This window comes from Vibrio sp. 1CM8B (assembly GCF_023161685.1).
GTDB lineage: Bacteria > Pseudomonadota > Gammaproteobacteria > Enterobacterales > Vibrionaceae > Vibrio > Vibrio coralliirubri.
In genome coordinates this window covers 691,506-713,660 of sequence record NZ_JALNTU010000001.1, presented here as the reverse complement: position 1 = coordinate 713,660, position 22,155 = coordinate 691,506, and the positions used below count along the sequence as shown (strand labels likewise).

Annotated in this window: 15 protein-coding genes; 4 read left to right on the top strand and 11 right to left on the bottom strand. The window is 45.5% G+C overall.

Annotated features, from left to right (window positions below; all coding sequences use genetic code 11):
- Positions 1-106: 106 nt before the first annotated feature.
- Positions 107-2,467 (bottom strand): ATP-binding protein, encoded by a 2,361-nt coding sequence (locus MSG36_RS03030; protein WP_248366168.1) that lies wholly within the window; start codon positions 2,465-2,467, stop codon positions 107-109.
- A 240-nt stretch (positions 2,468-2,707) separates the two neighbouring features.
- Between MSG36_RS03030 and MSG36_RS03025 the strand changes: the two genes are divergently transcribed.
- Together MSG36_RS03025 and MSG36_RS03020 are read left to right on the top strand one after the other, a co-directional pair.
- On the top strand, positions 2,708-3,202 hold the full coding sequence (locus MSG36_RS03025; RefSeq protein ID WP_029235272.1) for a hypothetical protein: 495 nt from the start codon (positions 2,708-2,710) through the stop codon (positions 3,200-3,202).
- A 12-nt stretch (positions 3,203-3,214) separates the two neighbouring features.
- A complete protein-coding gene (locus tag MSG36_RS03020) occupies positions 3,215-4,843 on the top strand; it encodes an ABC transporter ATP-binding protein (RefSeq protein ID WP_248366165.1) in 1,629 nt (542 codons plus the stop codon).
- A 200-nt stretch (positions 4,844-5,043) separates the two neighbouring features.
- Here MSG36_RS03020 and MSG36_RS03015 read toward each other — a convergent pair whose 3' ends face one another.
- Together MSG36_RS03015 and MSG36_RS03010 are read right to left on the bottom strand one after the other, a co-directional pair.
- A complete protein-coding gene (locus MSG36_RS03015; RefSeq protein ID WP_060980945.1) occupies positions 5,044-6,057 on the bottom strand; it encodes a substrate-binding domain-containing protein in 1,014 nt (337 codons plus the stop codon).
- Positions 6,058-6,154: 97 nt separating this feature from the next.
- Positions 6,155-9,253 carry a GH116 family glycosyl hydrolase gene (locus MSG36_RS03010; RefSeq protein WP_248366163.1) on the bottom strand — a complete coding sequence of 1,033 codons (3,099 nt, stop codon included), beginning with the start codon at positions 9,251-9,253 and terminating at the stop codon, positions 6,155-6,157.
- A 64-nt stretch (positions 9,254-9,317) separates the two neighbouring features.
- Here MSG36_RS03010 and MSG36_RS03005 point away from each other — a divergent pair, with 64 nt between their 5' ends.
- Positions 9,318-10,265, top strand: a complete 948-nt coding sequence (locus tag MSG36_RS03005) for an aldose 1-epimerase (RefSeq protein ID WP_248366161.1) — start codon at positions 9,318-9,320, stop codon at positions 10,263-10,265.
- 59 nt (positions 10,266-10,324) lie between these two features.
- On the opposite strand, the gene MSG36_RS03000 is transcribed toward MSG36_RS03005, so the two are convergent.
- The 7 genes from MSG36_RS03000 to MSG36_RS02970 all read right to left on the bottom strand — a co-directional run bounded on the left by MSG36_RS03000 (position 10,325) and on the right by MSG36_RS02970 (position 19,528).
- Positions 10,325-12,739 carry a glycosyl transferase gene (locus MSG36_RS03000; protein ID WP_248366159.1) on the bottom strand — a complete coding sequence of 805 codons (2,415 nt, stop codon included), beginning with the start codon at positions 12,737-12,739 and terminating at the stop codon, positions 10,325-10,327.
- 108 nt (positions 12,740-12,847) lie between these two features.
- Positions 12,848-13,939: a sn-glycerol-3-phosphate ABC transporter ATP-binding protein UgpC gene (ugpC, locus tag MSG36_RS02995; RefSeq protein ID WP_019826228.1), complete on the bottom strand. Its 1,092-nt coding sequence runs from the start codon at positions 13,937-13,939 to the stop codon at positions 12,848-12,850.
- Positions 13,939-15,288, bottom strand: a complete 1,350-nt coding sequence (locus MSG36_RS02990; RefSeq protein WP_048611929.1) for a GH1 family beta-glucosidase — start codon at positions 15,286-15,288, stop codon at positions 13,939-13,941. The genes ugpC and MSG36_RS02990 overlap by 1 nt, the downstream gene beginning before the upstream one ends.
- Positions 15,289-15,305: 17 nt before the next feature.
- On the bottom strand, positions 15,306-16,154 hold the full coding sequence (locus MSG36_RS02985) for a carbohydrate ABC transporter permease (protein WP_170930191.1): 849 nt from the start codon (positions 16,152-16,154) through the stop codon (positions 15,306-15,308).
- A gap of 46 nt (positions 16,155-16,200) precedes the next feature.
- Positions 16,201-17,187: a sugar ABC transporter permease gene (locus MSG36_RS02980; RefSeq protein ID WP_048614012.1), complete on the bottom strand. Its 987-nt coding sequence runs from the start codon at positions 17,185-17,187 to the stop codon at positions 16,201-16,203.
- 67 nt (positions 17,188-17,254) lie between these two features.
- A complete protein-coding gene (locus MSG36_RS02975; RefSeq protein WP_050651261.1) occupies positions 17,255-18,502 on the bottom strand; it encodes an extracellular solute-binding protein in 1,248 nt (415 codons plus the stop codon).
- An 18-nt stretch (positions 18,503-18,520) separates the two neighbouring features.
- A complete protein-coding gene (locus MSG36_RS02970) occupies positions 18,521-19,528 on the bottom strand; it encodes a LacI family DNA-binding transcriptional regulator (protein ID WP_061015768.1) in 1,008 nt (335 codons plus the stop codon).
- Between the two features lie 104 nt (positions 19,529-19,632).
- On the opposite strand from MSG36_RS02970, the gene MSG36_RS02965 reads away from it, so the two are divergent.
- Complete coding sequence (locus tag MSG36_RS02965; RefSeq protein WP_248366157.1) at positions 19,633-19,998, top strand: hypothetical protein; 366 nt, start codon at positions 19,633-19,635, stop codon at positions 19,996-19,998.
- Here MSG36_RS02965 and MSG36_RS02960 read toward each other — a convergent pair.
- Complete coding sequence (locus tag MSG36_RS02960; protein ID WP_248366155.1) at positions 19,964-21,982, bottom strand: methyl-accepting chemotaxis protein; 2,019 nt, start codon at positions 21,980-21,982, stop codon at positions 19,964-19,966. The genes MSG36_RS02965 and MSG36_RS02960 overlap by 35 nt on opposite strands.
- Positions 21,983-22,155 lie beyond the last annotated feature (173 nt).

Here is a 22,155-nt window from a genome sequence, read left to right as displayed (position 1 = left end):
CACTGGCAAACCAAATCGTAACCAACAGAAAAGCCATCGACTCTAGAATCGATGGCTTTTGCGTTTTGGCTGTTTGTTTATTTGTTTAGCTATCTAGATATTCAAACTATTTACGCAGTGCGTTCAGTTTAGCTTGGGCGATACCAAAGATAGTATCAATTGGATAGCTACCCTCATCACTTGCTTCACCAGCGGCTTTGCCTGTGAACAGCTCAATTGCTTCTGTTACATGGTCAATCGCCCAGATATTAAACTCACCCTTTTCAACCGCTTTCACGATATCGCTGCGCAGCATCAGGTTGTGAACATTAGAACGTGGGATGATCACCCCTTGTTCGTTTGAACGCCCTTTGATTTCACACACATCAAAGAAACCTTCAATTTTCTCGTTCACGCCACCAATTGGCTGAGACTCACCAAACTGGTTCATCGAGCCAGTAATCGCTATGTCTTGACGGTTTGGCTGCTTAGAAAACGCTGACACCACCGCACAGAACTCGGCCATACTCGCACTGTCACCATCGACGCCACCATACGATTGCTCGAAGGTGATGTTAGTGGTGAGCGGGACTTTGGCTGTCTTACCAAATACGGAAGAAAGGTAAGCCGACAAGATCATCACGCCTTTTGAGTGAATACTGCCACCTAGGTCTACGTTTCTTTCAATATCAATCACTTCACCATCACCGTAAGCGGTGGTTGCCGTGATCCGGTTCGGCGCACCAAACATATGATCCGTCGTGCTAAGTACAGAAAGCGCATTCACTTGCCCAACCGCCTGACCATCAACATGGATTAGCGTGGTGCCGTTAGTGAAGGTTTCCATTACGCTGTCTTGCAATCGTCCGACACGCATCTGTTGGTTAGACAATGCTTGATCAACGTGCGTTGCACGAATCAGGTTCGATTTTGAGCCTCTCGCCACGTAGTTTGATTCACGAAGCAGATTAGCAATGTGTGCAGAGTGCAGAGACAATTTGCCTTGGTCACCCGCCTGACGAGAACTGTGCTCGATGATGCGAGCAATCGCTTTGCGGTCACAATGCAACATGTTGTTGTCGTGCACAATACTTGAAATAAAGCGCGCGTAATGCATTTCAGAATCCGCGGTGCGCTTCATCTCATCTTCAAAGTCGGCTGTCACACGGAACAGTTCACCAAACTCCGCATCGTAATGTTGCAGCAGCTGGTAAGTTCGGTAGTCGCCAAACAGGATGATCTTAACGTCCAACGGAATAGGCTCAGGATCAAGCGATACAGCCCCCGTTAAGGTTACCTCTTTCTCTAGTGAAGTGAAGCTCAGTTGACGTGAGCGTAGCGCTCGCTTCAAACCTTCCCAAACGTACGGCTGTTCAAGTACCTTGACCGCATCCATCAACAATACGCCGCCGTTTGCTCTGTGCAAGCTACCTGCGCGAATCAAGGAGAAATCGGTAAATACGGTACCTTTAAAAGTCGCGGTTTCCACATGGCCAAACAGAGAGTGGTAATTTGGGTTCTCCTCTACCACGATCGGCATCGCCTCCTCCTTCTGGCTAACAATCACATTAACCTTGTAGCGACGCGGCATTTTCTTATCCAAAGAGGCCGTTGCAACTTCTGCTTGCTCTGTGCTCTCTTCTAGAAAAATATCTGCGTTATCAACGATATCCTTACGCAATGCAGTGAGGTATTTCTTGATCTCTGGATATTGACTATAGTCCTGCTTCAACTGCTTGATAAAGTGAGTAATCACATCTCGTGCTGTGTCATCATTCAGCTTTTGAATTTTCTCAGTGTACGTCTCTTCAAGTTCCGTTAATTCACGAGAAATGGTTCGCAGTCCGACTTCCAACCCATCAATGGTTTTATCGAACTGGTCTTGTTCTTCCGGCGAAAGCAGATCGAAGCTCTCTTCGGTATGAAGATCATCACCATTCATAGCCACAAACTGGTAATCACCCTGAGTGGTGATTGTCAGGTTAATACCCTTGTCTTTCGCTTCTTGGCTAATGCTTTCTAACGCGGCTTGTTGCTTAGCTGCTAATTGGTTTTTAAGCCTGTCAGCACGGCTAAAGTACATCTCGTTATCAAACGCGAGAGGCATACCTTTCAGCAGTTTACGCATCAATTTTTCAATATCTTGCTTTAAGCTGCTGCCAACGCCACGCGGCAATTTCAGTACCTTAGGTGTACGAATATCTTCAAAGTTCGCGATATAACACCAATCAAAAAGCTCCTGCACTTCTTGAGGGTGACGGTTCAGATAGCGCAAGATCATGGTGCGTTTACCCAGACCATTTCGCCCTATCGCATAAATGTTGTAACCCTTTTCCTTGATTGACATCGCGAACTCAACGGCTTTTTGTGCCCGTTCCTGCCCGACGATTTCGTCAATTGGAGCCAGTTCTTTGGTCGACTTACATGGTAGCTTGTCTAAATCCGCTACCTGATACAGCTGTTCTGTATTGAGTCTTTGCATCGCCATCGCCGCCTCCTTAGTCCTTCATTACTTGGGTGTAGATAAAATCAGTGTAGATGTAATTTCCTACAAATTTAGTGACTTACGCTACACAGCTGTTCAACTGAACAAATAACACACAATTTAAGCCATTTTTGGGAATAGCTCGTCATTTAATTCACCAACTTAACGTGTGAATGATTTTAATTTGCAATTGATAATAAATATCATTAACATTTTCAGATATTATAAATTGAGGATGTGGATATGGAAATTGAACGATGCTGGATGCACTACCTAAAAGCTGAACAGTTAATGGAACAAGGTCACTGGCCTGAAGCACAGCGCCTGTATGGTGATGTTCTAACCTCACTTCCTCATCACATCCAAGATGCAGCATACCAAAGCGATATTAAGCCTTGCCAATTTGCCTGCCTGCTTGCCGGGTTGAGAGACGCAAGTGTCGCTCAATCAGAGATACTCAACCGATTAGGTCAGCATCAACAAGCCTTCGATACCTTGAATCAATCTTACGCTCTGATGCAATTTATCTCTCTGGAGAACACTGAGCTGATTCAACGTACCTTTGGGTTATTGGAAAAGCAGAGCGAAGATTTGCTCAATCACCTGATCGCTTTTTGTAGCGCTCAGCGCAGTTCGCATTGGATGCTCGAACTAGAACAAATTCAACGTGCTCATCACCATTTTGGGCAACTTAAAACAACGTCAGAAGTTCAATCTTCACCTAATGTCTTAAATTGATAAGGATATATCATGTCGGACCGGGCCATACTTAAAGTCAATAACCTCTCCGTTAGCTTCACAACCAATGATGGAATCATTGATGCGGTCAAAAAGGTTAACTTTACCCTTAACTCAAGCGAAACCTTGGCCATTGTTGGTGAATCAGGTTCAGGTAAATCCGTCTCTTCCAACGCGCTTATGCGTTTGCTTCCTGATAACGCGATTATTGATCAGCAATCAAACATAGAGTTTGAGGGGCAATCGATTCTTGGCAAAACCGAGCGAGAAATGCAGTCGATTCGTGGCGATAGAATCGGCATGATCTTTCAGGAGCCGATGACCTCTCTCAACCCTTACCTTCGTGTTGGCATTCAAGTGGCCGAAGCCATTATGTGTCATCGCAATGTATCGAAATCAAAAGCAAAACAGCGCGTACTAGAGCTCTTCAATCTGGTTCATTTACCCATGCCAGAGCAGGCTTACACCAAGTATCCGCATGAGTTTTCAGGGGGTCAGTTACAGCGCATCATGATCGCAATGGCACTGATCAATGAACCGGATATTCTGATTGCCGATGAACCCACCACTGCATTGGATGTGACCGTTCAGGCGGAAGTACTTTCTCTTATCAAAGAGATTCAAGGCAAAATGGGTATGGCGATTTTGTTCATCACCCATGACCTAGGTGTCGTGAAACACTTTGCCGACCGTGTACTTGTCATGTGTAAAGGGGAATTGGTTGAAGAAGGGCAAACGCAAGAGCTGTTCGATAACCCTAAGCACGATTACACACGGATGCTGATTAACTCTATTCCGAAAGGCGCTAAGATTCCTGTTGAGGCGACAGCCCCAGAACTATTGTGTGCTGACGACATCCGAGTTCAATTCTTGGTTAAATCACACTTCATCAAGAGTAAAAGCCAATACTTCGAAGCCGTAAAAGGCATTTCGTTGAATCTTAAGCAAGGCGAAACGCTAGGCATTGTTGGTGAATCTGGTTCAGGTAAATCGACCCTTGGGCGTGCATTAATCGGCTTGCTGCCAAGCAGCGGACGCATTGTTTACAAAGGCCAGGACGTTAGCTTGTTGAACGACAAAGAGCGTCACAAGCTCAAGAAAGATGTACAGATGGTGTTCCAAGACCCTTATGGTTCTTTATCACCACGCATGACGGTTGGGGAGATCATCACCGAAGGCTTAACGGTGCATCAACCTCATCTATCCAAGCAAGAACGTTTAGAAAGAGCGCGCAAAGCATTGATTGAGGTTCGATTAGAACCGAACTCTATTAACCGCTATCCGCATGAGTTCTCTGGTGGACAAAGACAACGTATCGCGATTGCTCGCGCGCTGATTCTTGAACCCTCTTTCATTTTGCTGGATGAGCCAACTTCGGCACTCGATCGCTCAGTACAACTGACCGTGATTGACCTACTGAAAGACATTCAAGCTAAGCACAATATCGGCTTCCTATTCATCAGCCACGATCTCTCGGTAGTAAAAGCACTGTCGGATCGCGTATTGGTGATGCAGAAGGGCGAAGTGATGGAAGAAGGGTCTGCAGAAGAGATTTTCAATGCGCCGAAAAACGACTACACCAAGAAACTGATCGCTGCGTCATTCGACTTAGAAAATAAATCAGAAAAAAATGCCGCTTAAAGGGAACTAATCAAGATTAACAGCGTCTTATAGGTACATTCTGAATAATCTCCTAATGGGTTGAAATCTAGAATGGATATAGCAAAACTGGTTTGGCCGCCAAAAGAAAAATGTCGCATGGATGCGACATTTTTCGTTTCTGAAGGGAAATAACTGGTCTTGAAATGTCATTCCCTGTCATCAAATCATTTCTTTACACACTAGCGATACAAAGACTTGGTCGACTCTCTAACGATTAAATCAATCGGTGGCAATCGTGCTTCATGCCTCTCGCCAGACAACAAATTCAAAATCGACTGAGCACACACCTCACCAATCTCTTCAATTGGTTGCCTCAGTGTTGTTAACGCTGGCGTAAAATATTTCGACGTTGGTAGATCATCAAACCCAATCACTGACACATCTTCTGGAACTTTATATCCGTGGTCGTGTAGCGCCTTAATCGCCCCATAAGCGGTTTGATCATTAGCCGCGAACAGAGCAGAAAAATGAACCTTCGACTCGATCAATTCAACGGTTTTTTCATAACCAGATTCGCTACTGAAGTCACCCTGTTTGACGAGTTTTGGCATTACTTTTATACCCGCCTCTTGAAGCGCTTTCTTGTAACCTTCAAAGCGACTCCCCGCATCCGGTTGGCTTGAAAGCCCCTTGATATGAGCAATGTTCACATGCCCCTGTTGAAGCAAATGCAAAGTCGCCATATAGCCACCCAACACATTATCGATATTGATCGAGCGTACATTATCTTCAACGATGTCATAACCCACCGCCACGACCGGAATGTCTTGAGCGTACTTGGCGATATCCTCTTTAGTAATACTACCCGTCACGATGATCATGCCATCCACGTTACTTTTAGCCAGATACTCTAGCGCGTGTATCTCGAGCTTTTTTTGCCAGTGCCCCGTCGCAATCACCAATGAGTAGCCTTGGGCTATCAGAGTTTTCTCCATGTCGTTAAGGATACGACTGGTATAGGGGCTGTCAGGGTGTTGCACCAATACACCAATCGTTAATGAACGGCGATTAATGTTTTCCTGCATTTGAAAATTAGGTTTGTAGCCAGTGTCTTTGATTGCCTGCTCGATATTCTGGCTTTTATCATCCGATACATATGTTGTTCGATTAAGAAAACGAGAAACCGTGCTTGGAGAAACGCCGGCGAGCCTCGCTACATCGTATACGGTGGTTTTTTTAGTTTTAGTGCGCATCTCGATACCCTAATCCAGTGACATTTGGGGAGCCCGAAAGCTCCCCACCCGTTTCAATCTGCATACCACTGCTTTTGTTGAAACTCGTGTCATTAAGTTAATACATGTAGGCGAAGATCATCCCCGGTCTGAAATAGCGACCTGCGGTATATTTCAACCCAGTGCTCAATAGCCATTTGTGAAGAGCGATGGCTTGATCCGCTGAAATCTCGCCTTGCAGCATACTAACAAATTTATCACTGTCTTTCGTCAGGTTAGGACTCACTCGACCGTCAGATAGCACACACTTTTGTAATTTAAGCGCAGTAAGCCACTTTTTCGCATCAATTTGTGACAATTTAAAAGATTCTGAAAGATCTTTCTCATCAAATGAGACTGAGCAGTTGAATCCCTCTGGTGCTGCAAATGGAATTTTTGAATACTCATACAGCGCGGTATACACGGTATCCATCAATGTTTCCGCTTGCTGAGATTTACCCGCCAGACTCAACGCTGTCGCGACACTAAACTGCACGCCAATCCACACGTCTTGCGCTTGGAACGCTTCATGCGGTGAGCCGTCAGCCAGCGTCATATTCGCGATACCAAGCTTAGGGCTATTGATCTCAAAGTTGTGCTTATAAACATAGTCTAGTGCGCGTTGGATATTCTGTTGCGGGAAAATACCCTCGAGTCCGATCAACTTTAGATAGCTATCAGCCAACAGGGCATCGCCAAAGCTGTTGTCAGAATCTGGCACTAAATCTAAGTATTCTTGGGTAAAGACTTGTGGTGCAGTTTCACTTAGTAAGCGTTTCTTAGAGACTCTTTGAGACACCTTACTGATGTTGATTGAAGTATCGGTCTCATTGAGATAGTCGTTAAGAGCGCTCTTGTCAGCAATCGCGTCACCGGTCAATGAAAGTCCTAATACTTCCAACGCTTGATAGCCCTGACCCGTTAAATGCTTAGCTTGAACGGGAGTGACGAAGAAATGGTAGTAGCCTTCTTTTTCATCCCACAAGCTTTGCTCAACCGTTGTTAACGCCTTTTTCGAACGCGCTAAATAACTCGCGGCTAGTTCGTTCTCATCCATCAACTTTGCAAGCTCACTCGCGGCTTGTAGCCCTGCCACCCAAAGGCTAGCACAGTAAATCGAGATGCCGTGAGACGCTAGGTTATCAAAGGTATCGTCTGTGCCCCGGGTTAGCGGTAATTCATCGCCCTCAGCGATCAAGTTCGATAAGAAATCGATGCTCTCTGTTACGGCCTGCCAGCACTCTTTAACCACAGAAATATCTTGTGTGTTTTGATAATGGCGGTACACCATCAGAATGTATTTCGGCGCTAAGTCCTTCCACTCTTTCACATTGTGCCAACTATACGCATCTGGCTGGATGTCGAATGGGCTGCCCAAATCGTGGATTACCGCACCTCGAATAGCGCGCACACCTTGGTACTTGTCATCGATCAGTTCAGCATTCGGCGTCGCTTCGTATTCCCAGTATCGGCGCTGAGTAAAGTCTTCAGCCAAAATCGCTTTTGAGAACTCTTTCATCACGCAGCCATCAAGTTCGGGCAACAAATAAAGCAGCGAAAATGAACCGTAAAAATACACATCCAGAGAGTTAAAGAATGGGTAATCAACACACTCTTTGACTAGGAACTTATCCTCTTTATCCCATACCGTTGATTCTGCTAGGAAAGACAATGAGTTCATCGCCATCGTCGCATAGCGCAGTGCCGATTCAGGCTGTGAAACTTTGCGTTGAGCTTGCTCTAGGAAGGCCGTTTGTTGTTCGACGATCTGTCGCTCAATCACCTCAAGCTTTGGCAATACATCTTCTAACATCGGCAGTGCTGGTTGCGTTTGAGGGTAGAATTGCGTGTAAGCCTTGTCTGAATGCCAACCATTAAGCATCACTTTGCTGTGTGCCATTACCTGTGCAAAACGTAGGTCAGCAGACTCTCCAGGTTCTAACTCAACCTGAACCACAACCAATGCGCTCAGTGCTTCACGCCCCGTGTAGATACCCGTTTGGAATTCAGCGTTAGTGCGACCTGTTTTCAGTGCAAACTCTGTTTGCTGAGCAGTCTTAGAAGTATAAAGCGTTGGCTTAACAGACACCGATACCTTGCCAGATTCCGTCAAGTGATTGTCTGCTTGAACACCAAACACGACTTCACCTTCAATATCACTTTGATAAGGCGATTCGCTCGTCAGTTGAACCCCCGTAAAACTGCGACCGTCACCCTTTAATTTTACCGCTTGATGCTGCTGAGCGATTGGATTTTGAGACAAAGTACACGCCGAGTCTTGAATACCATCGCGACCTTTTTGGTAGGTTGAGCCAATCAGGTTTTGTAGCGACTGAGCAAGCGTAATCACGCGTGTTTGCGATGAATTATTGGTTAATTCGAAGTGATTCCAGTGCATCGGTAAAGAACACAAGCGTTTGTCCTGTTTAACGATCGGCGAGACTACCTTGCGCTTTATTTTAATATCATCAAAACTATTATATTGATATTCAGCCAGTGGATACAAAGCTTGATATTCTATATCACTGCCATTAACGCTATCTATATCACTGCCATTGAGACTATCCATATAATTATCATCACCTGCAGTAAGGGATAATAAATTCGTTGTATCATTTACTAATAAACCATTAAAGAAATCCAAGGCTACGTATAATTGACAAATAATTGAAGATGAATCTGAGTCAATCAATAATCGAGTCTTATTTGAAAACTCAACGTTCCACTTTGCAAAGTTAGTTTTATTTTCTTGATAAAAGTGACCATTTTTTAATGCCGCGCGAATATGGTTAATCGCATTCGACATTTCTACACTTTCAATCTTCTTGCCATCGAACAAAGCAGGATAAAAGTTCAGATGAACGCTCAGCTCTTGTTCATTAATGACTTGCAGCGCATCGATGGTTGGCACATTCATCACAGAAGCATAAAAATCATTAAAATTAACAACTTGTTCTGAACAATCCACAAATATACCAGGGATAAAGCTAAAGTTTGGCGTGTTGCCATTTGGCGTCAGTGTAAATGTATTACCAATACCACCCACTGCCATGCCGGTATTTTCTGGTGTCGTAGAAATTGGCGTGTACCAAGGTTGAATAAATTCAACTGCATCACCTTTTTCACACAGGTGTTTTGAATTTCCTGAATAGCTTGTATATGGAATTTTATTATTCATTTTAAAACCGCCATTGAATATTTTTTTCTTCTTGTTAATATCTTTAAAAAATGGAGACATCAACATGTTTAAAATTATAAATGAAAAATTTGGAAATATTGACTCTGTCACATTAATAAATAAGCAACACGGTATAGAACTTCAAATAATCAATGGATTTGGTTCTGTTATAAATAAATACGTTGTAAATAACAGCCCATTCTCTTTTATTTGTGGTTATCAGAATTATGATGAACTGATCAACCAACATCCGTTCTTTTCCCGCAGTGCTAAATTATTCCCTTTTCCAAACCGTTTAAACTTAGGTCGTTACAGTTTCGATAACCAAAACCATCAACTCCCAGCTAACTTTCCTTGGTCTGAGCACGCCGTACATGGCCTGCTCTACAACCAACCTTTTTCAATCACAAACAGCGTAGCCAATGAAGAGTCAGCCAGTGTGACACTTCAGTATCAAACGTCTTCTTTGCACCCTGCTTTCCCGTTTGCTTTTAACCTTGAAGTCACCTTCATTATCGACATAGCAGGCAAGCTCTCTTGCTCAACAACCGCTTCTAATCTTGGGGATTCTGCCTTCCCATTCGGTGATGCTTGGCATCCTTACTTCTCGCTCGGCACCGAGCTAGAACAGTGTGAACTAATCATGTCGCCTTGTGCTGAGGTCATGCACGAGAACGATCTGCCTAATGGTCAAAAGCGCGCTTTTGACCGTTTGTCTTTGGGTGGTTCCCTAGCGAATCAAAGCCTAAATCACTGCTTTGAATTTGACTCGAAAGCAACCAACCAGCTGACTTTGACGCGCTCAGATTCATCCGCTGAGATTCACTATCAGCAAGATGCAAGCTACCCATTTGTTCAGCTGTACACGCCCGCTAGTGAGCAAAGCATTGCGATAGAACCAATGACTTGCCCTGCTGATGCATTAAATAACCAGATTGGCCTACTGACGCTTAATCCGAACCAATCTCAGACCTTTACTTGGCAATGCCAGGCCAGCTATCAACCAAAATAAAGCAACACTAAAGCGAAACCAAAAAGCAATAAAGGGCGCATAAAGCGCCCTTCTCTTTGCTAGCCTAAAATCACTTCGATGGTGTGCTCACCCGATGTAAATACCGGTGCTTTATTACCTGAAATCAGGTCACCGTTAACCTTCATCTCAACCACGCCCTTACACACGTTATTCGGGTTAGTGACATGAATATGATAAGTCGCTCCACGGAACTGACGACGGACTTTAAATTCAGGCCACTCCGCCGGAATACAAGGATCCACCAGCAAACCATCCACTTCAGGTCGAACACCCAGAATCCATTGCGTACCTGCAACGTATGTCCAAGATGAAGTACCAGAAAGCCACGCATTACGTCCTAAACCGAACTGTTTATGTTCGTCACCCAAGATATTTTGTGGGTAGCAGTAGGGTTCAGACTCAAAGGTATCTATGTCGTCGTTCTTCGAAGCTGGGTTGATTTGACGGTAGTACTCGTAAGCACGCTCACCATTGCCCATTTTCGCTTCTGCGATCATCACCCAAGGGTTTGAATGCAGGAAGATACCGCCATTCTCTTTAGCACCTGGTGGATACGTTGATACGCCACCTAGCTGTGGATCAAAACCGTTGTAGCCCGGTGTTGAAAGCTTGATGCCATTGGTCGTGTTCAGTTTGTTGTAGACCGAATCTAGAGCCTGAGTAGCACGTTCTTGCGTCGCGAAACCAGAGATCACAGGCCAGCTTTGACCGTTAGTGTAAATCTGCCCTTGCTCGTTTTTATGAGAGCCGATTGGCAAACCTTGATCATCAAAGTAACGAACAAACCATTCGCCATCCCAGCCGCACTCATTCACCGTACTCTGCATCTGTTGGTACTGATCGTTAAACTTAGCCGTCAGTTGCGCTTCACAACGCAACTCACACAAATCCAACATGTCGAGCAGTGCTTTGCCGTACATATTAGCCACCATCATCGATTCAGCACCCGTTGGCAGGTTTACCGTGTCATTCCAGTCGGCAAAACCTAACAGCGGTAGGCCGTGCTCACCAGTATTGGTGTAGGTAAATTCAATCGCGCGGCACAGGTGATTCCAAACCGTTCCAGTTTCAACTGGGTTGCCCGCTTTGTCTTTTTGATAGAACGGGATCTCTTTATTCAAAAAGTCTGCATTGCCCGTTTCTTTCACATATTGCGTCACCGCGTAGATGATCCACAGGTGATCATCACCGTAGTAATCAGGGCGATCTTCTTCTTCACGTGAGTCACCCGCGTTCGCTTCCATCGTTGATGGGAAGAACTGGTGCATCGCAGAACCGTTGGCGTTCTGAACAGACAACAGACGCTCAATGAACTCACGCGCCTCTTCCGGCATGTGAGTAATTACGCCTAAAGTATCTTGCGAAGAATCACGGAAACCGATACCACGAGCACCATAACCAAGCTGGTACAGAGACAGGTAACGAGACCAGTTTTTGGTTGTGTGGCATTGACGTGGGTTGTGTACGTTAAGCATTGAGTTCATAGCCGGGTCTGGCGTTTCAACCTGAACGGCTTGCAGGTAAGAATCCCAGTGTTCAGATAACTCAGCAAAAGCAGCATCGACAACAGAATGATCACGATATTTAGCCAATAATGGCAGCGCTGCTTCAACACTCTCTTCTTGTGCAATTTGTACAACCGTACGTTCTGTCTGCTCTGGAGATAACCATCCTAAGCGTAGGTTGAGTGCACCAATGTTATCGCCACGCAGACATTCTGTATTGCCAAGCTCGTCGTTGTCTAATGCCTGTGGCGCTGCCCATGTGCCGTAGCCCAAATTACCTAAAAACGATTGGCGATCACCGTCAAATGAAGTCGCAGGGCGATCTGCGGTCATCAGATTCACCGCGTAGTCACGCTTCATGAAAGCATACTGCTCAAGCACGGTATGACCCGACTCTTGCTGATGCGCTTTCAGCGTCATGGTTTGTGGAACCCAGTCCGCATTGAGTAGCTGTTTAAGCGCATCGAAGTGCGTAAATTCGTACACAGGCACCACATCAACGTGCAGCGCTTTGTCTGAAATGTTGGTGACTTTGATGTCTTGTAGCAGTACTTGGTCAGCTTTTGGTACGAAGAAAGTCGCTTCACAACGTACACCAAAAGCTTCTGCAATGATTGTGGTGTATGACAAACCGGTGTGGTTTTCAAACTTATCTAGCGGCTTCAAGGTTGGCGTATAGAAAGGTGAGAATATTTCTACATTGCCCGCTTCATCACGCACCTTGAGGTATAGGGTCGAGCCTTTAAAATCTGAATTTGGCAGTTGTGCAATGTACTTAGTGATACGGTTGAGCGCAGGATCGCCCTTACATAACAACACGCCACCGTTGCTATCAACAATGCCACCGAAATCTAATGTGCCGACATAGTTACACCATTTGATCGGCGTACACGGTGTGGTTGCTACGTATTCTTTGTTTTTATCGTCAAAATATCCGAATTTCATCATCACTATCCCTAGCCCCTCCCAAATCAGGAGGAGCCAAAACAATTTGTTGTAAGTAGATTGGTATCAGCTCAATGGCTGACTTAAGTTGACTGGTTAGCTCGTAATTGACTAGCTCGCTAGCGAGTTCTCGCTAAGTGCGTCAAACAGGTGGAAGGCATCCAAATCCAAGTAAAGTGTCAGTTCTTTCACATCCACTTCAGCGGCTTGGGTCTCAACCATCAGCGGTTGGCCGCCGATTTCTGTTTTCAGAAGAATGCTCGCGCCTAGCAGTTCCTTGTCTTTGATTTTCACAGGGAATGGCAGTACACGGTCGTGGTCCACTTGCTCGGCACGTAGGTGAATATCTGTTGGACGAACACCAAAATGCAGCGCTAGATTTTTAGAGGCCAGAGACTTAAAGCGCTCCGGCAATGGGATATGAACATCGCCAAGTTCAACGAAGTATTCGCCTTCTTTTTCAATCAGCTTAGCTTCCAACATGTTCATTGACGGGTTACCGATAAATTGCGCAACAAATTTGTTAGCCGGGCGTTGGAACACCTCTGTTGGCGTACCCACTTGAGCGACATAACCGTCTTTCAGGATCACAATGCGATCTGCCAGTGTCATCGCTTCGATCTGGTCGTGTGTTACGTAGATCGTGGTGGTTTTAAGCTCGCGGTGTAGGTGTTTGATCTCTTCACGCATCACACCACGCAGTTTTGCATCTAGGTTAGATAACGGCTCGTCGAACAAGAAAACCTTAGGGGTACGAACCATCGCACGCCCCATTGCCACACGCTGGCGTTGACCACCAGAAAGCTCTTTTGGCTTACGGTTCAGTAGTGGATCAAGCTCCAGCATTTTCGCCGCTTTTAGTACTTCTACGTCGATTTCCGCTTTCGGCATGCCTTTCAGTTTTAGTGCGAAGGCGATGTTCTCGTAAACCGTCATGTGTGGGTACAGAGCGTAGCTTTGGAATACCATCGCCAAGTCACGGTCTTTCGCATCGACTTTATTCATCAACTTACCGCCAACCACAATGTCGCCAGAGCTTATGCTTTCAAGGCCAGCAAGCATACGTAGCGTAGTCGATTTACCACAGCCAGATGGGCCAAGAAAAACCACGAACTCACCGTCTTCAACCGTAAAATCAAACTCTTTTACAACTTCAACATCACCGAATGATTTTTTGATGTTCTTAAATTCTACTTTAGCCATTATCTGTTCTCCTCAGCGCGCTCTAGAAGCATATTTCGGTACGCAATTGCGCTCTGTTTCAATGTTCTTTCTTGGGTGGTGTAATCAACGTGGACGATGCCAAAACGCTGGCAGTAGCCGAATGCCCACTCAAAGTTATCCATCAGGCTCCAAGCGAAGTAACCATCGACTTTCACGCCAGCTTCAACTGCGTTGTGAACCGCTTCGATGTGGCCTTGGAAATAACGAACTCGTTGGTCGTCCATCACTTGTCCGTTAATACGCTCGTCGTTACCTGCAGCACCGTTCTCTGTGATGTAGATAGGTGGCATGTTTTCGTAGCGAGCATCCAGTCTGACCAATAAATCGGTTAGACCTTGTGGGTTAATCTCCCAGCCAATGTAGGTGTGTTCAGCATCGGTTTGTTTCACCGATTCAATATCGCCATTCTCGTTAAAGCGAGCGACATTACGTGTGTAGTAGTTGATACCGATGTAATCGACAGGTGCGCTGATAATGTCTAAATCACCTTCAAGGATCATTGGCATGTTCATCGCTTGACGTTCAACCACCAGCTGTGGGTACTCACCTTTTAATACTGGGTCGATGAACCAGTGGTAGTTCTCCGCTTCGCAGTAGTCGGCCGCACCTTGATCTTGTGGCGTCAGTGGGTAAGCCGGCGTCGCGTTGAATACCACACCATGCTTAGCGTGAGGTGCATTGTTACGAAGGATCGGCATTGCCAAACCGTGAGCCAACATTAGGTGGTGAGATGCTAAGTAGCCCTCTTTCTCACCCTTGATACCTGGCGCATGTTCGCCCCAACGGTAGCCTAGGAATGCAGACACAAACGGTTCATTGAGTGTGGTATATACGTCGATGGTATCGCCAAAGTACTTGCTCACCACTTCTGCATATTCTGCGAATTTGTAAGACGTTTCTCGGTTTAACCAGCCGCCCTTGTCTTCAAGGTATTGTGGTAGATCCCAGTGGTACAAAGTCACATACACTTTCATACCACGAGCATGACACTCATCGATGATCTGACCGTAGAACTCAAGGCCTTGCTGATTCACCACACCGTCTTGCGGCAGGATACGTGGCCATGCAATTGACAGGCGGTAAGCATCAACGCCTAAGCCTTGAATCATCTCGATATCTTGTTTCCATAGGTGGTAGTGATCACACGCCACATCACCATTGTCGCCGTTATCTACCTTGCCCGGCTTCTTGCAGAAAGTGTCCCAGATAGACGGTGTACGACCGCCCTCTTCAACGCCGCCTTCAATTTGGTATGAAGATGTCGCGACACCGAATACAAATTCCTTACTGCGTAACTTTGAATCACTTGGAAGTTGAAATTTATTCATTGTTATAACCCTTAAACCTAACCTTTAACTGCGCCGGACGTTAAACCACTGATCATCTGTTTCGATGCGAACAGGTATGTAATCACGAGTGGTAAAATAGAAATTGTGGTACCTAGCATTACCGCGCCCCATGGCGTATTCGGAATGCCTTGAACACTTCGTAGTGCTTGTGTGATGACGTAATTGTCAGGGTTGTTTAGCACCACGAGAGGCTGCATAAACATGTTCCAGAAGAAGACGAACTGAACAATCGCAAGCGTTGCTAATGCTGGTTTCATCAGTGGCAGTACCACGCTCCAGTACGTTCTGAACTCGCCTGCACCATCCAGTTTCGCCGCTTCTAATAGCTCTTTAGGAATCGATGCAATCACGTGCTGACGCATCAAAAAGATACCAAATGGTGTGGTGGTGAACGGTAGCCATACCGCCATATGGTTATCCAGCAAGCCTAAGAATTTCACGATCATGAAGTAAGGGATCAAGCTAAGCACAGGCGGAATCGCCATCGAGCCAACCAGCATGCCGAACAACACGTTCTTACCGCGGAACTTAAACACAGCAAATGCGTAACCACCCATGCTACAGAACAACAGCGAGATGGTGGTGCCTAAGAAAGCCACGTAAATCGAGTTAAACATCGCTTTCCAAAACGGCATGATTTCAAGCAGTTTTGCATAGTTGATTGCCAAGCTATCGCCAATGGCAAAGCTGATGCCCGAACCAAAGATTTCCGAACGATCACGTGTTGAAAGCAGAGCTGACCACACAAACGGAAACACCGTAATGATTGCAGAAACAACCAGTAATATGCCGAGCATCACCATCAAGATCTTAGTCATGATGTACATGGTGCGTTCGCTTGGCATTAGGCCACTTAGTGGTGAAGTATTTGTCTTAATTGATGTCGACATCTTAATGTTCCCCTAAGCCTTTCTTACCGAAGAATAAAAATTGAACCAAGGTACACGTTGCGATGAGTGCAAACAGAAGCCATGAAATCGCTGAGGCCGTGCCCATTTCTAGCCATTCCCAACCCACTTTGTAGAGGTACATAGAGATAGTTAAACCAGATTGGCCTGTACCACCTGTGCCACGCGTTAGTACGAACGGTTCTTCAAACATTTGCAGGTTACCGATGATGGTCATCGTAATTGCAAAGAAGATAAATGGACGAATCATTGGTAGTGAGATGTTCCAGAAGCGGCGGAAGGCATTGGCACCATCCATACGAGCAGCTTCTAAAATGTCTTTAGGAATCGTCATTAAACCCGTGGTGTAAAGGACGATGTTAAAACCGGTGTATTTCCAGAAAACCATGATCGCGATAGACGGCTTCACCATAGTGGCATCGTCTAACCAGCGGATGGGTTGAAAATCATTAACCCAAGCAAATGCCCAACCAAACAGCGTGCTATCAGCCAGAGCCATCAGCGTTTGGTTAATAATTCCTGAGTTAGGAGAGTACATGTTGAAGAAAATCAGTGACGCTGCGACCGTTGATGTGATGAACGGTAGAAAGTACGCCGATGTTAGCCAGTGACGCATACGGTCACCCATCGAAACCAACATGTAAGCCACTGGAATAGCAACTAAATGCTGAGCCACACCTGACGTGATTGCTAGCCACAATGTGTTCTTTAATGAGCGCCATAACCATGGGTCAGTTAAAGCAATGTGATAGTTCTCAAAACCCACAAACTCCATCGCATCCATGCCCTTCACAGGGTTCCATTCATGGAACGAAAGATAAACAGAGAACAACAGCGGGAAGATCCCAAATACAGAAAAAATGATCAGAAACGGTAGAAGAAATCCATACGGTGTAAGCGCTTTCAAATTCAGACGAGAAAAAAAGCTTTGCTCCGAAGGTTCTATCGTTGTGCTCGCTGTATGATTCATAGTAACGACCTCTTAAAAAAGGAAGCGCGCTATCCGCGCCTCCTCACTTACTCAAAGTAATAACAAATTAAAGATTACGCGTGCGACGCTTGATTAGACGCTCAGCCTCTTTAAGCGCTGTCTCGATGTCTTTACCTTCATCAAGTACTTCCATCAATGCGTTCTCTAAGATGATAGAACGTGCAACGTGGTCGCCTTGTGCTGGAGATACTGGTTTGATGTTTTGCGCAACTTCAGCAAAAATAAGACGGGCTTTTTGTCCGCCTAGGAACTCCATCTCTTCTTGGAAAAGCTCATCGTCATACGTTGTTGTATTCGCTGGGAAAGCAGCAATCGTTTCGAAGTGCTTAAGCTGTACTTCACGGTCAGTCGTCATGTATTCAATAAGCGCCCAAGCTTCATCTGGGTTGTCTGATTGAGTTGGAATTGAAAGGAATGAACCACCCCAGCTGCCATAGATACCATCAGGTAGGTTTTCTACTGCCCACTTACCTTTAGTTTCCGGTGCAATCCAGTTGTTTAGGTGACCAAGAAGCCAAGCGCCAGAAAGTTGAGTTGCAAATGTGCCGTTGCGAAAGCCTTCGTACCATTCGTTAGACCAAGCTAGGATACGGCCGTCTAAACCTTTGTCGCGAATCTCTTTTGCTACTTCAAAAGCGTGAATAAAACGCTCTGATGTCACAACAGGGTTGCCATCTTTATCGAAGTACAGACCTTCACCTTCAGGAACCGTCGTGAAGATAATTGCTTGTGCTACGTCGGCTGCTGAAGCAATAAGTTGTACGTTTTGCTCTTTCAGTTTTTCACCAGCAGCAATGTATGAATCCCAATCTTTGATTGCTTCTTCTACATCAATGCCCGCTTTTTCGAATACGTCGGTACGGTAGTACATAACACCTGGACCTAGGTCGACAGGAATGCCGTACATATCGCCATCAGCGCCTTTGCCTTGTGCCCATGCGTAAGGTGCGAATCGTTCTTCGTATTTATCTGCACCGTAGTTTTCAGACAGGTTAACTAGACCACCAGAGCCAACGAATGGACCAATTTTCTCAACGTCGACAACAATCACATCACCTGCACCAGAACCCGTTGCAAGGTTCGTTGTCAGTTTCGTGTGGTGGTCACCATGGTTGTTCATAAGGTAATCAACTTTAATCCCTGTCTTCTTTTCGAAATCAGGCAGTAACACCTTCAAGCTGCTATCGAAATCAGGGAAGCCATCGAAACGAATCTCTTTGTCAGCCGCATTAACAGCCGTTGTACCTAATCCTAAAGCAACCGCGCACGAGAGCGCTAAGGTCTTAAATTTCATGTTCTATCCTTAATGTTTTTATAGGGTAACGAGTAAATCCGATACCGAGTTTCTTGTGACCAACGTCGGCAGCAATTTAAAGTTCACGTCATGTTTAATTTTTTTTAGCTTCTGAAGAGTGAGCTGTACTGCTTCAGTGCTCATCTCTTCGATTGGGAAATTAATGGTGGTCAAACTAGGGGTCAGATAGCGCGCGAAGATGGTGTTATCGAAACCCACCAGTGATACATCTTTTGGAACAGACAGTCCCTCTTGATGCAGCACCTCAAAGGCACCAAACGCCATGTGATCATTCGAAGCAAACACCGCCGTAAAGTGACACTTACGGTTGATCAGCTTCTTCATAGCACTGATGCCCGTCTCTTCAGTAAAGCCCGCTTCCGAGACTAAAGCTTCATCGTAAGGCACACCCGCTTCTTCCAAGGCCTTTCGATACCCCTGCAAACGCCCCCTAGCGTCTGCTTTATCTAAAGGCCCGGTAATACACGCGATATCTGTATGTCCCTTTTGCAAAAGATATTGAGTAGCGAGTAGCCCCCCGACTTCGTTATCAATATCAATACAACTCATCGCCATTTCTGGGATGAAGCGGTTAATTAAAACCACAGGGGTCCCCTGTTCTTCCAATTCAATTAAATAGTCATCACTGAGCAGTTGAGTGTGAAGAATCAAAGCATCAACACGACGCCCCAACAGAAACTCCACCGACTCGCGCTGCCCTTGTTCGGTGTTCGAGCCCGCCGCAACAACAGCGTGGTAACCAAAGCGGCGTAGGTTTTCTTCTATGCTATGCAAGATGCCTGAATAGAAAGAGCCACCAAGCTCTGGAACAACAACGCCAACACTACCGGTACGACTTGAAGCCAAGGCTTGAGCGATAGAATTCGGACGATAACCCAACTCCTTGATCGCTTTTTCAACCTTTAATTTCTTGTCATGACTCACTCTACTAGTGCCGTTGATCACTCTAGACACTGTCGCTTGAGACACACCTGCATGCTCTGATACGTGTTTAATTGTCGCCACTCGAACCTCGATACTTCATTAGCTTGTAACCGCTTACAAAACGATTATTAAGAAATTACGTTTTAGTTGAAGTGAGTGTCATCACACTAAAGTTGGAGGTAAAAATGCCAGTTGTGGAAATCATGAAAGCGCTTACAGATTCACTTTACGCCATGAAACTGTTTCATGAGATTATTGTTTATATTATCAATATGACGTTCGATTACTTGCTCGTCAGATCAAAGAAGTACGCCAAAATTCATTTTTTTAAAGCGTCATTTGATGATGAATCCGCAGCTGACGGCAATATACACGGGGAAAGTGACCTTGTTATTTCAATGGCCTTTCGAAATTGTATGAGAACATTTCCTCTCATGAGCACTCACATTAATGCTCCGTTGACCCGACACAAAAATGCCCAGCAAAAGCTGGGCATGGAAGAGGGTAGAGTCTCCTCTAAACCGTATTTTCTGATTGCTCGGCGAGCTTAAACTCTTGAGTTAGTGAGAATTGCTGCTGCGACATGGTTTCAAGCTGTTGACCATGAGAAAACAAAACCTGAGATCGTTGAGAGTTGTCCTCTGCCAAGGTGTGTATCTGACTGATGTTTTGTGTGACTTGAGAAGCAACCACTTGGTGTTCCGTGGTTGCAGTCGCGATTTGATGACTCCTTTGCTCAACCTCATTAAGCAGATCAGACACCGTTGAAATTGAATGATTCACTTCGCCCGTTTGCTCAACACATTGAACCATCCCCACCACACATTGATTGATTTGTTCCACCGCCAATTTAGAACTGGTTTGCAGCTGTTCAATCTTATTGTGTATCTCTTGCGTTGACGCATTGGTTTTGGCCGCTAACACGCGAACTTCATCAGCCACCACAGAGAAACCGCGCCCTTGTTCTCCCGCTCGAGCGGCTTCAATGGCGGCATTCAATGCCAACAAATTGGTTTGTTCGGAGATCCCAGATATCACATCCAAAATGGAGCCAATGCTGGCACTTTCGCTTTCGAGCTGGCCAATGGTCGCTGTTGATTCTGCCAACTTACGTTCTAAACTGCCCATCAACTCGACGCTTTTATCCATCGTCTTCTGGCCATCACTGGAACTCGACACCGCTTCGGTCACAAGCGTTAGCGTTTGATTCGCGGCTTGAGTTATTTCTGTCACCGAGCACTCGATCTGCTCCATAGCTGTTGCCACCATCACCGTTTGATTGGTTTGGTCTTGCATCGCCTCACTCAAAGAGCGGCTAGTGCTTTGGTTCTCTAAAGACGCCTCTTTTAAGCGTGTAGACGACTGACGCATGTTATCAATCATTTGAGTCAGGTGGCTGATCACTAAGTTGACCTTGTCGTTAACTGAACCGAACTCATTATTGGCTTGATATTGCACCATCGTGCTCAAGTCTTTATTGGCAACTTGGTCGAGTGCACTTTGCAGCAGCTTGCTTGGTTTACGGATCCCTTTGGCAATATTCAACCCAATCAACAGTGCAATAAGTACGGAAGAAAGTGCAATAACGCTCTGCATCACAAGGGCTTGCTGTGAAGAGTCCATCGACTCATGATACAAGCGCGTCGCAGTATCTTCAGCGTACGTAGACAGCTCATCAAAGTGACTTAGCTGAACATCAATCAACTGTTCAATTTCCTGCTTTTGGAGGGAGATAGACTCATCGAGTTTAACGGTTTCTTTATGGGTAGATACTGAACCATTGGCTGAAAACGCATGTGAAGCGAGTAGTGATAAAGACTGTTTACTGCGGCGCAGCAAAGATGAATCTAGGTTGTCTAAATCTGCTACCGCTTGTTCGAATCGCTCTTTGCGACTTTGCAGGCGGCGCTCAACACCGCGTACTTCCGATGACGTTTGCAGTGAAAACGCTTCGTTAGCTTCCGATGCGATCAAACTCAATTGCACCAACAGAGCTTCGACTGCCTTTTGTGTCTGCTCCGAATCTGCACTCGCGAGTTGATTCACCAAGGTATTGTTAAGCTGCCCCACCACAGATTGAAATTGCGCCTGCTCCATCGAACCGAGATCTTTGCTATCCAAATACTCAACGTAAAGCTCCAATACCCGCTCTATCTTATCGATCGTCGACACGCCAGTTTGAGTGATGTTGTTGAGCATGACTTCCATTTGCGAACCAGCCTCACCCTTGCCTTCGAACCAGCTCAATTGCTGCTGATATTGCTTGATGTTGTTTAAGAAAGTTTGCTTCAGTGGCTCCAGTTCATCAACATAATTAGCGGACAAGTAGGGTGTGGTGCTGCGATTAATGTCCAAGAATCGAATCGTCAGCGTAGATGATTGAAGCATTAATGGGGTGGCTTGCTGGGTGATGTTTTCGATTCGAGTCGTTATGTCTTTATTGCTACTGATACTTAACCATGCAGAGCCCAGCATGATCACAATCAGTACAAAGAAACCTAAATATACTCGAGACACGATGGAAGAAAGTCTCATGGTGAATCCTTGATCTAGTGGCGAAAAAAAGGGCACAAAGAATGTGCCCAAGAATGGAGTTAATTGAAACGTGCCCTAATTAATCTGCCTTTAGGGCTAAAATGGACAGTCTTTACTACTTTCAAACACAGGCTCTTTGAAAATATGCCTAATTCAAAGAGCCGCTGTTACTA

Bases quoted from the DNA above. Each gene is read 5' to 3' on its own strand.
- MSG36_RS02980 (WP_048614012.1), bottom strand. From the start codon at position 17,187: ATGAATCATACAGCGAGCACAACGATAGAACCTTCGGAGCAAAGCTTT.
- MSG36_RS02965 (WP_248366157.1), top strand. From the start codon at position 19,633: ATGCCAGTTGTGGAAATCATGAAAGCGCTTACAGATTCACTTTACGCC.
- MSG36_RS03015 (WP_060980945.1), bottom strand. From the start codon at position 6,057: ATGCGCACTAAAACTAAAAAAACCACCGTATACGATGTAGCGAGGCTC.
- MSG36_RS03005 (WP_248366161.1), top strand. From the start codon at position 9,318: ATGTTTAAAATTATAAATGAAAAATTTGGAAATATTGACTCTGTCACA.
- MSG36_RS03000 (WP_248366159.1), bottom strand. From the start codon at position 12,739: ATGATGAAATTCGGATATTTTGACGATAAAAACAAAGAATACGTAGCA.
- MSG36_RS03025 (WP_029235272.1), top strand. From the start codon at position 2,708: ATGGAAATTGAACGATGCTGGATGCACTACCTAAAAGCTGAACAGTTA.
- MSG36_RS02985 (WP_170930191.1), bottom strand. From the start codon at position 16,154: ATGCCAAGCGAACGCACCATGTACATCATGACTAAGATCTTGATGGTG.
- MSG36_RS02990 (WP_048611929.1), bottom strand. From the start codon at position 15,288: ATGAATAAATTTCAACTTCCAAGTGATTCAAAGTTACGCAGTAAGGAA.
- MSG36_RS02960 (WP_248366155.1), bottom strand. From the start codon at position 21,982: ATGAGACTTTCTTCCATCGTGTCTCGAGTATATTTAGGTTTCTTTGTA.
- MSG36_RS02975 (WP_050651261.1), bottom strand. From the start codon at position 18,502: ATGAAATTTAAGACCTTAGCGCTCTCGTGCGCGGTTGCTTTAGGATTA.
- MSG36_RS03030 (WP_248366168.1), bottom strand. From the start codon at position 2,467: ATGGCGATGCAAAGACTCAATACAGAACAGCTGTATCAGGTAGCGGAT.
- MSG36_RS03010 (WP_248366163.1), bottom strand. From the start codon at position 9,253: ATGAATAATAAAATTCCATATACAAGCTATTCAGGAAATTCAAAACAC.
- ugpC (WP_019826228.1), bottom strand. From the start codon at position 13,939: ATGGCTAAAGTAGAATTTAAGAACATCAAAAAATCATTCGGTGATGTT.
- MSG36_RS03020 (WP_248366165.1), top strand. From the start codon at position 3,215: ATGTCGGACCGGGCCATACTTAAAGTCAATAACCTCTCCGTTAGCTTC.